Raw genomic sequence first — 13,496 nt, forward strand, 5'->3', positions numbered from 1 at the left:
CAACATAACCGAGAGGAGAATGGATACATGATGAATAAACAGATCCTGCCTGAAGATTATCCGGAACGCGTCTATGCGGGATGGCTGGGGAAAGTAATTGGCGTCCGCCATGGAGGCAATATCGAGCAGTGGACGTACGAACGGATCGCAAGAACATTCGGCGAAATCACGGGCTATCTTCATACGTTTAAAAATTTCGCGGCGGATGACGACACGAACGGACCCATGTTCTTTCTCCGCGCGCTGGAGGATTACACGCATACAAGCGAAATTACAGCCGAGCAGATGGGGCTGACCTGGCTTAACTATGCGCCCGATGGCCACGGCTTCTATTGGTGGGGCGGCTATGGCAAATCGACCGAGCATACCGCTTATCAGAACCTCAAGAACGGGATCATGGCGCCGCGCTCGGGATCGATCGAGCAGAATGGGGCTGCGGTGGCGGAGCAGATCGGCGGGCAGATTTTCATTGATGTATGGGGATTGATCGCACCGGGCAACCCGAGGCTTGCCGCAGAGTATGCGGAGAAAATCGCCAGTGTGTCGCATGACGGGAACGGGAAGTATGGCGGCATGTTTATCGCGGCCTGCATCGCAGCCGCATTCGACCGCCAGGATATGCATGAGATTCTGGAAGCGGGGCTGTCCGTGATCCCGGAGGATTGCGAATTCGCACGAATGACCCGAACGGTTATCGAATATCATGGGGGTCAACCGGAGGATTGGAGGGAGGCTTTCCTGTTCGTACGGGATAAGTTCGGCTACCATCTGTATCCGGGCGAATGCCATATCATCCCGAACGCGGCGGTCATTGTGCTGTCGCTGCTGTACGGCGGAGGAGACTTCTCCCGCTCGATCAATATCTGCAACATGTGCGGCTGGGATACGGATTGCAATGTCGCAAATGTCGGTACCATCATGGGCGTACGGAATGGCCTTGACGGCATTGATGATTCGTGGCGGAAGCCGATCAACGATTTCCTGTGCTGCTCCAGCGTCATCGGAACGCTGAACATACTGGATATTCCCTGGTGCGCTTCCTATATCGCAAGCTTCGGTTATAAAATCGCGAATGCGGACATTCCGGCCAAATGGCGTCCGATCCTCACCGGCGAACCGCCGCGTTTTCATTTCGAATATCCGGGGTCGACGCATGCGTTCCGCACGGACGCAGATGCAAGCGGAGCGCATGTTACCGGCGTTGTCTCGAACACGCCGGAAGCGGCGGCAAGCGGCGGACGCTCCCTGAAGGTGCTGTTCGACCGGGTGAGCGGCGGGTATGGCTATCGTGTCTATCACCAGACCTACTACCGCCCTCATGATTTCAACGACAGCCGGTACGACCCGAGCTTCTCGCCGCTGCTCTACCCCGGCCAGACCATCGAAGCCCAAGTCATGGTCCCTGAATTTGTGAACATCGGAGTGATTGCAAGGCTGTACGTCAAGGATGTCAATGCCGATGTGCGCCACTATGCCGACAGCATCGAGCTCGTGAAAGGCGAATGGATCACTCTGCGCTATAAGCTGCCTTCGATGGAAAATGTGTGCATCGGCGAAGCGGGCATCGAGTTCGTCCCTGCCGAAGGCTGGTCCGCGAATCTCGTAGCCTATGTGGATGACTTCCATTTCTCTGGCGCGCCTGACTACGCCATAGATTTTGGCTTCGAGCGGATAGAGCGCTGGCACGGACTGCATCAGGAGGTCAGCCAATTTACTTATTTGCGCGGATTATGGACACTGGAGCAGGGCGAATTGTCCGGCAGCTACAGCGGCGAATCCGCAGAATGCTATACCGGCGATCTGAAGTGGCGGGACTATGAGTTTGAAGCGGTCGTTCGGCCCGTATCCGGAAGCCATCACAGGGTGCTGGTCAGGGTGCAGGGCGGTATCCGTTCTTACGCCGCGGGTCTTGCCCCCGGCAATAAAGTGAGCTTTTACAAGAATGCTAACGGCTGCACGGAGCTCGCTTCTGCCGACTTCGAATGGGAGCATGGCCGGGACTATACGATTGCCGTCGAAGCGATGGGGAACCGGTTTACGGTAAGCGTGAACGGACAGCATGTACTTGAAGTGGAGGATGCGGGAGATAACGGCCTTCCTTATTGGACGGGGCAGGTGGGATTGTCCAATACGGCCGGCAGCCATACCCATTATAAGCGCTATCGCGTGTCAAGCCGCTGACGGAAAATCAGGGGCGCAGCCGGGGCCAGAGGATGAGAATGCATAATTGTTCATAAATCTGATTGGGGCGGATATCTTTGGAGAGAAGGCATGTCAGCATGGGTTATAGTGGATATCCGGACTATAAATTCAAAGCAGGAGGATAATTGATGACCCAAAAAATTCGTGTAGCCATTGTCGGTTTGGGATTTGGAGCCGAGTTTATTCCCATTTATCAAAATCACCCGCACGCAGAGATGTATGCGATCTGCCAGCGGTCGGAGGATAGCCTGCATCGGATTGGCGATCATTTTGGGATCCATGTAAGATACAGCAGCTTTGAGGAACTGCTTGAGGATCCGGATGTAGACGCCGTCCATATCAATACCCCGATTCCCTTTCATGCCCGGCAATCTGTCGCAGCACTGCTTGCCGGCAAGCATGTGGCCTGCACGGTGCCGATGGCCACCTCAGTGGAGGATTGCAGACGGATTGTCGAGGCGCAGAAAGCCTCTGGCAAGCACTACATGATGATGGAAACAGCCGTGTATACGCGCGAGTTTCTGTATGTGAAGGAGCTGCGCGACAGCGGGAAGCTGGGCAGGCTGCAGTTTCTGCGGGGCGCTCATCAGCAGGAGATGTCCGGATGGCCGGGTTATTGGGAAGGGCTGCCACCCATGCATTACGCAACCCATGCGGTAAGTCCGCTTCTTGCTTTGGCCGGGAAAGAAGCGGACACGGTGGTATGCTTCGGTTCGGGGCAAATTGCCGGGAACCTTGCGGCCAAGTACGGCTCGCCTTTTGCTGCCGAGTCCGCTCTTGTGCGTCTTCGCGATTCCAGCCTGGCGATGGAAGTGACCCGGTCCTTATTTGAAATTTCCCGTGAGTATATCGAGAGCTTTAATGTTTATGCGGACAAGATGAGCTTCGAGTGGCAGCAGCTGGAAAGGGAAGAACCGTTGATATTCCGCGGAGAGGACGGCGAGCGCGTGAAGATCCCGGATTATGCCCGCCTGCTTCCGGAGGGCATACGTAAATATACGGCCGAGGGAGTCTACAATGCAGACGAGAATCAGCATCTTTCGTTCAAGCAGGGGAATGGCCATGGCGGATCCCATCCGCATTTGGCGCATGAGTTTATTATGAGCCTCGTAGAGGACCGTCCGCCGTTTCCGGATGTGTTCGCATCCGCGAACTGGACGTGTACGGGACTTGTTGCGCATGAATCCGCCATGCAGGGCGGAATCCCCCTCAAATTGCCTGATTTCCGCTAAACCAAAAACTGAAGGACGGAGGCATGCCCATCATGAAATCTTGCGAAGCTGCGCTTCATGCCGTTAGTACCCCGCATTCTATTGAAATCTTCCGGGCGGGCGGAACGCGGCCGGTTCTCGTGCAAAACGCTGCAGCCAACAGCCGCCCCTATATTCATCCGATCCTGTCGCCCGACGGGATTGGCGAGCTTACCGAAAATGCTCCCGCCCATCATCCGTGGCAGCATGGATTGTATACGGGGCTCAATAAGGTTAATGGCGTCGGTTTCTGGGAGAAGGGCTTGCGGAATGATCCGATGGATGGAACCTTTCACCCGAAGCCTCTCCTGCCTCCTGTAGTAAACGGGAGTAAAGCGGAATGGGCAGTGGAGACCGACTGGCGTTCGCCTGACGGTACTCCCCTCCTTGCCGAGGAGCAGCGGTGGAACTTCTGTGACCGCGGGAACACCTATGAGCTGGACCTGGAATGGACGCTCAAGGCTCATACTGCCTTAACGTTCGGACGTTACGATTACGGCGGATTATTTATCAGAATGCCATACCGCGAGGCATTCGGCGGGAGCAGCATAAGCAGCGAGGGGCTCGCAAGGGAAGAGGCTGACGGCAAGCCGGCCCGCTGGATGGCTATCTCCATGCCGATAGAAGGCCGTGAATCGGCAGCCGGCATAGCGATAATGGACCATCCTGCTAATCCTGGCTATCCGGTTCCATGGCGCGTGGATGGCCAATTCGGGGCTGCCCCAAGCCTGTGCATAGCCGGAGATTGGCAGCTCGAAGCGGGCAGTACGCAATTGTTCAGACATCGGGTCTTCGTCTATACGGGTGAAATCGACTCGGCGCAAATAGAAGCGAATTGGAATGAATTTCGTAATGGGAGGAACAATTGACGATGAAAAGCGCTGTTGTCGTGCATCCGAATTTTGATACCGTATGGCCGTTTGCTGCAAATCATTTGCACAGGATGTGGAGCAGTCAAGGGGACACGCAGCTCATTCGGCTCCTGACTGGAGGTGAGGAAAAGCTCGGAGAGGTTGTCCCGAGCCCAGCCGAGATCGCCCGACTGGCAGTGCTTGGTGTAGACATTACAAGAGATTGTCTGGGAGCATTCACATCGCTTAAGGAAGCGGCAATATGTACCGATGGATACAATGAAGAGTTGGAGCCGGAAATTCGAGATGCTTGGGAGCGGGCCGGGGTTCAGATCTACAAGCATCCCTCGGAGGGCTTCTGGGGCCAATCCGTGTCGGAATTCGGCCTTGCTCTGACGCTTTGCGGCCTTCGGCGTATTCCGCAGTCCCATCATGCCATCATTTCCAGCCTGGCGCCGTGGGATTATAATCCTCCGGGAAATATGGGGATGCCGGAAACGAGGGGCCACCAATTTGGCGACGATCCGAACTTCACGAACGGCACCGTGTTCGGGAAGAAGGTACGGATTGTAGGAGCAGGCAATATCGCCAGCCGTTATGCCAGTTTTGTGAGCATGCTTGGGGCGGAAGCAGCGGCATGGGATCCATTCGCGTCCGAACCGTCGTTCCACCGTGCGGGCGCCCGCAAAGTATGGCATCTGGATGAGCTCGTCAAGGATGCGGATATCTTCGTGCCGATGGTGCCTTTGACCGCCAATACACAGGGAATTATCAACGCCGATCATATCCGTGCGCTTCCCAAGGGGTGCCTGGTAGTTCTGGCGACTAGAGCATTAATTTGCGACATGGCAGCGGTCAGGGAAAGGGTTTTGGCCGATGAGATCAGTCTTGCCGCCGACGTATTCGATATTGAACCGCTGCCGCTGGACGATCCTTTGCTCGGCAGGCACAACGTCGTTCACACTCCCCATAATGCAGGACGTACGATACACGCGAACGAGCAGTGGGCGGAGATGCTGATGGCGCAATTTCGTCCGGTGCATTCGATTAAAACGAGCTAAGGATGTGAACAGAAGCCGCTGTGCAGGCGGAATGCTCTACCAATCGCTGTTGTTCCCGGATTCCCTGAATATAAGGTTTATGGTCGAAATCAGGGAACCAAGACGAACACAAACCCTTTTGCACAAGCATTTTGCCTGCCTTGCCACTTGTTCATTTCTAAAGTGCGTTTTAGTAACAAACATACGAAGAGGGGGGCAGAAGTCCCCTTCTATTTTTTTGCGTAGTTTTTAGTTCGGCTTTATTTTACGATATCAATGGTGACAATTCGCTATCCTAAGGCGGCTGCTAAATGGCGGCTGAACCGGATTTTTATTGATGGACAGCATCCATCAGGTACCAAGTGGAGACGGGAATTCGGCCTACGGCTTACTTCAATCTGGAATAACCATCTGACTCTAACTGCTTATAAATGAATAAATCAACAAAACAGGTATAATATGTTACGATTAGAAGTAATCACAAAGGGAGGGATTGAAGTGAAAATAACGAAAAGCTTTGTCCTTGTGGTCGTGAATTTGATCGGCGACTTATGGTTGGGGACGATGAGAAAGCCGGAATTTTATGATAAACAGACCGCTGCGGTACGTACCAGACTGGGTTATGCTGGATTTGTTGCTGCGGCCGCGCTCATGGCGGCAGGGGCGGTTACATGGTTGTGTCTGAGAATATATTGAGTAACCAGAGGGGAATCAGGAGGTGAAAAATGATAAATGAGTTTTCTTTGATCATGATCATTTTCCCCATTATTTTCATTCTGCTTGGCTTTGTTGGGTACATCGTTCTAAAAAATATATTCATTGCTCCAACACTGACGTTTGCGGTTTCTGTTGTGTTGACTTTTACCGTATATAATACGACATTCCTCATTTGGTTGATAATTTACACATTGTTGTCTTTTGCTTCCAGCATGATTGCAAGGCTATTCGTCTATATGATCCAAAAATTTAAAATAGCCAATAAATAACGAAAACCGGCTGTCGACGACTAAGGAGATGGGGTATTTGTCGATATTCATATACATAGGTATTATTTCATTATTTCTGGCGGGTATTTTAGTTGGAGCATGGACGGATGGAAACAGGCAGAGAGGAAACTATTATTCCCAGAATCCGGATCCCAAAGAACGGAGATTAAAAGCGAAATTATCTACATGGTTTTTTCTGATTTCGCTGGTATCGTTTGCAATCGCAGCTATCTATTACTTTTGGATAAAAGGTTCCTAAACAAGTACTAGCCCGTTTTTCGAATTTGGGACGATCAAGCATAAAGGGCGGCGGACCGCCCCTTTTTTTATTTCAAGCGATGCTCGGTCGATCCCCGCAGGATCAATTCGGAATCGACCTTGAACACGCATTTGGCCGCGAACTCATCGGCGTTCATCTGATCGATCAGCTTCTCGGCAATGATCGCGCCCATCGCATATTTGGGCTGGTTGACCGTAGTCAAAGTCGGCGTCAAATACTTGCTGATCCGGTTGTTGTCGACACCCACAACGGCCAGCTGCTCCGGGATGCGGATGCCGGTTTCCCGGCAGGCCTTGTATACGCCGAGCGCCATCTCGTCATTCGCCGCGTATACGGCAGTGAAGGGGATATTTTTGGCAAAAAGCCTCATCATGGCTTCATATCCGCCGTTCTCATTGAAGTTGCCGTTCTCGACCAGCTCCGGACGGAACGGGATCTGATATTCCTTCAACCCCTTCAAGTACCCTTCAAGCCTCTCGAAGCTGTCCACCGCTTCGGCGTAGCCGCTCAGGAACACGATATTGCGGTGACCGAGGCCAACCAGGTGATCGACGACCTCCTTCGAGAACTTTACGTTGTCCGTATAGATGCACGGCACCTTTGGATGCTCGATATGTCTGCCAATCACGGCGATTGCATACCCCTTGTCCGAGAAGCGGACGATCTCCTCATCCGCAGTGGCGGGAGTCGCCAGGATCATGCCATCCACGGTGCGGCTCATAAGCAGACCCAGATAATCCAGTTCCTTGTCAGGCTGATTCTCCACATCGCAGATAATGACCTTATAGCTGCGGGAATAGGCCATATTCTCGATACCCTTGATGATCTCAGCAAAATAAGAAGCGTTAATATCCGGGACGATGACCCCGATTGTCATCGTTTTCTGTGACCGCAAATTCTTGGCCACCGCGTTCCGGTGATAGCCGAGGTCGGCGATCACCTTATTTACTTTGTCTTTGGTCTTCGCCTTGACGTAGGAATTGCCGTTCAATACACGGGATACCGTTGCAGGGGAGACGCCGGCCTTGTTCGCAACATCGATGATCTTGATATCCATAGTCATCCTCAACTTTGCTCTAAAAATTTGTTTGACAGAAGCTCGATATCAACACTATAATTCAAAATGAAATCGATTTCAATACTGAGACCGGACAAATCAATCCGCTTGCAACGAAAGTTTTTATTGAAAGCGGATTCTATGAATGCGAGGCGGGAGATCGGCCCCATATCAGCGTTTTGTGCTCAGATAGGTTAAGGAAACCCAAAACGGAACGACGTCATTTCATTTAGGAAATCGATTTCATAAATTGATGTGGGAGTGATGCATTTTTACAGTTAGTCAGTCCGCTTTGTCCATTACTCATTCATTCCGGTACGGAGGTGCACGATGGTCGGATTTTTCAGAGAACTGGGGAAGAATCGGGTCATGTTCCTCATGATCGCGCCCGCGCTGTTGTTCTTTGCCCTGTTCAGCTACGTCCCCATGGTAGGCGTCTATTACGCTTTTACCAATTACAGTTTTGACGGCGGCTTGTTCGGAAGCCAGTTCGTCGGCTTCGACAACTTTCAGTTCTTGTTCAGCTCCGGACAATTGGCCACGCTTACAAGAAACACAATTTTGTACAATATCGTCTTCATTCTGCTTGGCAATACGCTTCAGCTGTTTTGTGCAATCTTCCTGGCGGAGCTGCCCGGCAAATGGTTCAAGAAATCAGCTCAGTCCGTCATGTTTCTCCCGTTTTTCATTTCCTTCGTTCTTATAGGCGCTTTCGTTCTGAACCTGTTCAGCTCGCAGACCGGAGTTATCCCGACGCTGCTTGCGCAGATGGGCTTCCCAAGATACGACTTTTACATGCATACCGCGCCGTGGAAATACATTATCGTGTTTTTTCATGTGTGGAAAGGCCTCGGATACGGCACGGTCATCTACCTGGCCGCGATTATGAGCATCAGCGACGAATATTACGAGGCTGCTAAGATCGATGGTGCGAACATTTTCCAGCGGATCCGGAGAATTACGATCCCGATGCTGGTGCCGACATTCATTCTGCTGATTCTGCTCAGTCTGGGCGGCATCCTGAAGGGCCAGTTCGATCTGTTCTACCAGATTGTCGGCCAGAACGGCATGCTCTTCGAATCGACGGACATCATCGATACGTATGTGTACCGCTCTCTCGCCGTCAATTTCGATATCGGCATGGGGACCGCGGCAGGGTTGTACCAATCCTTGTTCGGACTCTTGCTCGTCCTTGGCGTCAACTACGTCATTCGCAGGACGCGCGAGGATTACGCTTTATTCTAGGAGGAGCCTACATCCGATGAAAATGGAAAGATCCACACTGGTATTCAACGTGGCCGGCTATTCGTTTCTGACGCTCCTGTCGGTGATGTGCCTGCTGCCCTTCCTGGTCATTATTACAGGCTCGCTCAGCTCGGAGACGGAGATCATCTCGGAGGGCTTCAAGCTCATTCCGGACCAATTCTCGCTGGACGCCTACCGGGCCATGTTCACGAACCCGATCCAGATCTACAAGGCGTACGAAGTAACGATTCTGATCACGCTGATCGGAACGGCGCTGGGCCTGTTCATGACCTCTATGGCCGGTTATGTTCTATCCCGCAAGGAGTTCAAGTACCGCAACGGCCTGTCGTTCTTTATCTACTTCACCACCTTGTTCAGCGGCGGGCTGATTCCGTGGTATATCCTGATCGTCAACTATTTGAGCCTGAAGGACAACTATATGGCGCTCGTCATCCCGAGCCTGCTCAGTGCGTGGAATATCATTTTAATGAAAAATTTCATGAAATCGATTCCAGATTCGATTGTCGAATCAGCCAAGATCGACGGCGCCGGCGACTTCAAGATTTACCTGAAGCTGATCCTGCCGCTCTCCACACCGGGTCTGGCAACGATCGGGCTGTTCATGGCGCTGGCATACTGGAACGATTGGTTCACCGCTAATCTGTTCATCACTACGGAGAGCAAGTTCCCGCTGCAGTTTCTGCTGTACAAGATTCTGGCAAGCGCCTCGGTTCTCAAGACCAGCATCGCGGGGAATCTGTCTCCGAATTTCAAGCCGCCGACTGAGACGCTCAAGATGGCGGCTGCGGTTGTCGTCACAGGACCCATCATTCTGCTTTATCCGTTCCTGCAGCGCTACTTCGTCAAAGGTCTGACGATCGGCGCGGTTAAAGGTTAGAACCGGATTGCCGGCTAACATACATTCAAGCCAATCAAAAGGGGGATATTACATGTTCTTCAAACGCATGAAATGGGCGACGGCTGCCATTTCGCTGACATTGACAGCGGCTCTTCTCGCCGCGTGCAGCAACGGCGGCTCAAACAATGGCGGTTCGAACGCCGCCGCAAGCGAGCCGCCTGACGGCAATGCTTCCACGACCAACGCCCAAAGCCAGGACCCGGCCAAGCCGGATACATCGAAGAAGGTCGAACTCATATGGTATCTGCTTGGAGACGCTCATGCGGACACGCCGAAGGTTCTGGATGAATGGAACAAAATGCTGGAGAAGGATCTGAATACGACGGTCAAATTGAACTTTACCTCCTGGAACGAATGGCAGAGCAAATATAATCTGCTGCTCGCCTCAGGCGAGAAGGTGGATATGCTGTTTGCTTCAAGCTGGGCGGATTTCTACAAATATTCCAAACAAGGCGCATTTATGGATCTGACCGACCTGCTGCCAACCTATATGCCGCAAACCTGGGAGCAAGTGCCCAAGGAGGATTGGGACACGGCAACCGTAGGGGGCAAAATCTACGCCGTGCCGAACACGAATCCGGAGTATACGCCGAACGGCCTCGTCTACCGTGAAGACTGGCGGGAAGAGCTGAACCTGCCGGAGATTACGGATCTGGATTCGATTGAAGCTTATCTGGACGGCGTGAAGGCGAACAAGAAAGGCGTCACGCCGATTGGCGGCAAAGCCTGGAATGAAGTATACACCCTGTTCCAGGACTACTATGACTTCAAGATTTACGGCGGCGAGAGCAGCGTCATTGCTTCCTCTTCCTATGACAATCCGCGGGATATCGTTGCCTATCCATTCACGACGCAGTTCGAGGAATATGTCAAACGCATGAAAACCTGGGCGGATAAAGGCTTCTGGGCTTCCAACACGCTGTCTTCCCAGACGGAAGCAGGGGACTTGATCAAGGCAGGCACGGGAGCCGTCTATTGGCGGAATGCTCCGGGAGCCGGCGGTTTTATTACGGACGTATCCAAAACGAACCCCGATTACAAGCTTGGCTACTTCCCGTTCACCAGATTCCACAATTATTCCATTCCGACGCTTCCGATGGCCAACGCCATGGCGATTCCGAAGAGCGCCCAGAACGCAGAGCGTTCGCTTATGGTGCTCGACAAGCTGCGCAATGATCCCACTTATTTCCGGCTGATGACATACGGCATCGAGGGCACGCATTATTCAATCGAGGCTGACGGCAAAACATTCGTCTCGCCTCCTGCGGGAGTAGCGGTGACCAAGGATTGGAAGAATTATGACATTACAAGCTGGGGCTGGCGCAACAAAGCGAACATGCTGGCACAAAAAGGCGGCTGGGACGGCATGCAGGCGCTGAATGAGGAGTTCGAGGCGGAAAGCAAGCCTAACATCTTCGAGCCGATCACGATGGACTATGAACCGGTGAAGGCGCAGCAGGCAGCCGTGAACCAGGTGATCAAGCAATACGGCCAGCCGCTCATGATGGGTCTTGTGGCCGACCCGGTGAAGGCGCTTGAGACATACCGCAGCAAGCTGAAAGCGGCAGGGGTAGATAAAATTCTGGAGTATGTGAAAGAGCAGGCAACCGCTTATTTCGACGAAAAGGGCATTCAATAAGAAAAAGAGCTGAAGCTCCGTAAGAGTTCAGAAATCTTAATCAGTCTAAACCTGTGTTATCCAAGGTTTAGACTTTTTTTGGTGCAGAGCAAGAAACCCGAAGCTTTCGTCTGTCCTAGCTGCTGCCGTTTTCATTGACGGCGACCGGTTTTCCGCGTTTTTTGCGAATTACCGCAATGAGCAGCAGCAAGATAGGGTAGCAGATCGTAATAAACAACCCTATCTTCCCGAAGAATTCGACGAACTCATACATTTGAAGCACGCTTTGCGGCAGCATGGCAATCAGAAAGATAAAAGGCAGCAAGCAAAAAGCGAACATTTTATGATTCTGCAAATGAAACATTTGGGTTATCGATTTAATCGTAAGGTAAAAAATCGACAGCAGTGTCGTGAACACATTGGTCACCCATACCGCCAGAATCGCTGCATCCAGCCGTTCCAAAATGTTAGCTGGGAGTGCGGTTGTTTTCGCCAATTCCAATGTCGGCCACATCAATAATTTGATTTCCTCAGGTCCGAATACGGCCACAGCTGAAATGACAGTGAGTACAAAGAAAAAGCTCGGCATAAACCAGCCCCAAATCATTGATAAATAGGCTTTCTTTGGTTTTTTCATGAACGGGATGACCATCGTGATGATGAAGGAGCCTTGAAACAAGGCAGCAATCGTTAATATTCCGAAGAACAGCTCATGATGCTCATTTCCCCATACAGGCAGCAGGTTCAGGACGCGGGAGTTTTTCAGAGACAACAATACAATGATCCAGCCTGGCACCATAATAAAAGGCAGGTAAAAAAGATGGATGCTGGCGAACGTCACGATATCCGTTCTGGCGAATACGGCCGCAAGCAGCAGCATCGCAAGGACGGTCACTTCCAATGGAGTCCTTTTTAATATGGAGGTGATGACCACTTCCCCGAATTCGCGGGAGATGAGTGCCATTAATATGCTAAAGAAGGAGACAATGCCCAAACTAGCCACAAATGCGATGCCTCTTCCAATAATATCTTCGCTGTACTGGATGATCGATTGGTCGGGAAAACGGATGCCGAGTACCGTAACAAGGAACAGCCCGAATAATGCGACCAGTGTTCCGAGCAATGTGACAAGCGGAGCTCCCGTATCTGCTGTGCGAACAGCCAGAAGGGGAACTGCGAGAACGCCGACTCCAATCGTGGAACTAGTCACAATTGCTGCTACCTGAACCGCGGTGATTGGACGCATTTGATCTTCTCCTCTCTGAATAAGCGATGATATAGGTAGGCTTCCATTTTTTTCATTCATTTATGTATCGCATTCCTTCCAAATTGAAGTTGTGACAGGCATTTCGTGCAAATAATGATTGCGGTATGAATGGTTGAAAGGGTTTCCCGGTCTTATAATGGAGTCATCATTCAAAACAGGAGGGTGGCGGCTATGAGCTTATGGACATTCCTGGACGGGGCGTACAGCATGCCCGATAAACAAACGCTGGGACGCAGAATCAGCTGCAAGGTGGGATACTGGCTCGCAAACCGGCATCGCAATGCGGTCATCCACCGTACCTGCCTGATTAGCCCCGAAGCCAAAATAAACCCGCGTGAAGGCAGGCTCGAAATCGGTGAAGAGTCCACCATCGCCCTTGGCGTGCTGCTTCAAGGAAATGTAACCGTCGGCAAACACAGCTCCATTCAGGCATATTCCAACATCGTCGGATACGGTCTGCCTGATGAGCAGCAGGGGAGGGTAGTCATTGGCGATGACGTCCGCATTGCTTCACATGCCATCATCATTGCCGGCAACCATCGCTTCGATGATCCCAACCGTCCGATCCGGGAGCAAGGACATGAGCTGCTGCCCATTACGATTGAAAATGATGTATGGATCGCGGGGAGGGTCAGCATAACCGCAGGAGTAACCATTGGCAGAGGCTCCGTCATTGGCGGAGGATCGGTCGTCACAAGAGATATTCCTCCCTACAGTATTGCGGTAGGGGTTCCGGCCAAAGTCGTCAAAAGCAGGAAATAAACAAATGATCAGCGCGGCT

Annotated in this window: 13 protein-coding genes; 11 read left to right on the plus strand and 2 right to left on the minus strand. The window is 52.0% G+C overall.

Annotated features, from left to right (window positions below):
• Positions 1-27: 27 nt before the first annotated feature.
• From ACFOLF_RS34360 to ACFOLF_RS34390, 7 genes are all read left to right on the plus strand, one after another.
• Positions 28-2,181, plus strand: coding sequence for an ADP-ribosylglycohydrolase family protein (locus ACFOLF_RS34360; RefSeq protein WP_210045406.1), 2,154 nt, complete (start codon positions 28-30; stop codon positions 2,179-2,181).
• A 149-nt stretch (positions 2,182-2,330) separates the two neighbouring features.
• Complete coding sequence (locus ACFOLF_RS34365) at positions 2,331-3,434, plus strand: Gfo/Idh/MocA family protein (RefSeq protein WP_210045405.1); 1,104 nt, start codon at positions 2,331-2,333, stop codon at positions 3,432-3,434.
• 32 nt (positions 3,435-3,466) lie between these two features.
• A complete protein-coding gene (locus ACFOLF_RS34370; protein WP_210045404.1) occupies positions 3,467-4,321 on the plus strand; it encodes a DUF6807 domain-containing protein in 855 nt (284 codons plus the stop codon).
• Positions 4,322-4,323: 2 nt separating this feature from the next.
• A complete protein-coding gene (locus tag ACFOLF_RS34375; RefSeq protein ID WP_210045403.1) occupies positions 4,324-5,364 on the plus strand; it encodes an NAD(P)-dependent oxidoreductase in 1,041 nt (346 codons plus the stop codon).
• Between the two features lie 477 nt (positions 5,365-5,841).
• Positions 5,842-6,039, plus strand: a complete 198-nt coding sequence (locus ACFOLF_RS34380; protein WP_210045402.1) for a hypothetical protein — start codon at positions 5,842-5,844, stop codon at positions 6,037-6,039.
• 53 nt (positions 6,040-6,092) lie between these two features.
• The gene (locus ACFOLF_RS34385) at positions 6,093-6,329 is read left to right on the plus strand and encodes a DUF2651 family protein (protein WP_379113457.1); all 237 of its coding nucleotides are present in this window, start codon (positions 6,093-6,095) and stop codon (positions 6,327-6,329) included.
• A gap of 28 nt (positions 6,330-6,357) precedes the next feature.
• On the plus strand, positions 6,358-6,588 hold the full coding sequence (locus ACFOLF_RS34390) for a DUF5316 family protein (protein WP_379113424.1): 231 nt from the start codon (positions 6,358-6,360) through the stop codon (positions 6,586-6,588).
• Between the two features lie 67 nt (positions 6,589-6,655).
• On the opposite strand, the gene ACFOLF_RS34395 is transcribed toward ACFOLF_RS34390, so the two are convergent.
• Entirely contained in the window at positions 6,656-7,666 is a 1,011-nt protein-coding gene (locus ACFOLF_RS34395) for a LacI family DNA-binding transcriptional regulator (protein WP_210045399.1), read from the minus strand.
• Positions 7,667-7,996: 330 nt separating this feature from the next.
• Between ACFOLF_RS34395 and ACFOLF_RS34400 the strand changes: the two genes are divergently transcribed.
• The 3 genes from ACFOLF_RS34400 to ACFOLF_RS34410 are packed head-to-tail and all read left to right on the plus strand — an operon-like array spanning position 7,997 to position 11,469.
• Positions 7,997-8,911, plus strand: a complete 915-nt coding sequence (locus ACFOLF_RS34400) for an ABC transporter permease subunit (RefSeq protein WP_210045398.1) — start codon at positions 7,997-7,999, stop codon at positions 8,909-8,911.
• Positions 8,912-8,927: 16 nt separating this feature from the next.
• Positions 8,928-9,809 (plus strand): carbohydrate ABC transporter permease, encoded by an 882-nt coding sequence (locus ACFOLF_RS34405; protein ID WP_210045397.1) that lies wholly within the window; start codon positions 8,928-8,930, stop codon positions 9,807-9,809.
• A gap of 52 nt (positions 9,810-9,861) precedes the next feature.
• Positions 9,862-11,469 carry an extracellular solute-binding protein gene (locus ACFOLF_RS34410; protein ID WP_210045396.1) on the plus strand — a complete coding sequence of 536 codons (1,608 nt, stop codon included), beginning with the start codon at positions 9,862-9,864 and terminating at the stop codon, positions 11,467-11,469.
• Positions 11,470-11,584: 115 nt separating this feature from the next.
• On the opposite strand, the gene ACFOLF_RS34415 is transcribed toward ACFOLF_RS34410, so the two are convergent.
• Entirely contained in the window at positions 11,585-12,694 is a 1,110-nt protein-coding gene (locus ACFOLF_RS34415) for a GerAB/ArcD/ProY family transporter (protein WP_210045395.1), read from the minus strand.
• Positions 12,695-12,886: 192 nt separating this feature from the next.
• On the opposite strand from ACFOLF_RS34415, the gene ACFOLF_RS34420 reads away from it, so the two are divergent.
• Positions 12,887-13,477, plus strand: a complete 591-nt coding sequence (locus ACFOLF_RS34420; RefSeq protein WP_379113426.1) for an acyltransferase — start codon at positions 12,887-12,889, stop codon at positions 13,475-13,477.
• Positions 13,478-13,496 lie beyond the last annotated feature (19 nt).

The sequence above is a fragment of the Paenibacillus sepulcri genome (genome assembly GCF_042647105.1).
Classification (GTDB): Bacteria; Bacillota; Bacilli; order Paenibacillales; family Paenibacillaceae; genus Paenibacillus_Z; species Paenibacillus_Z sepulcri.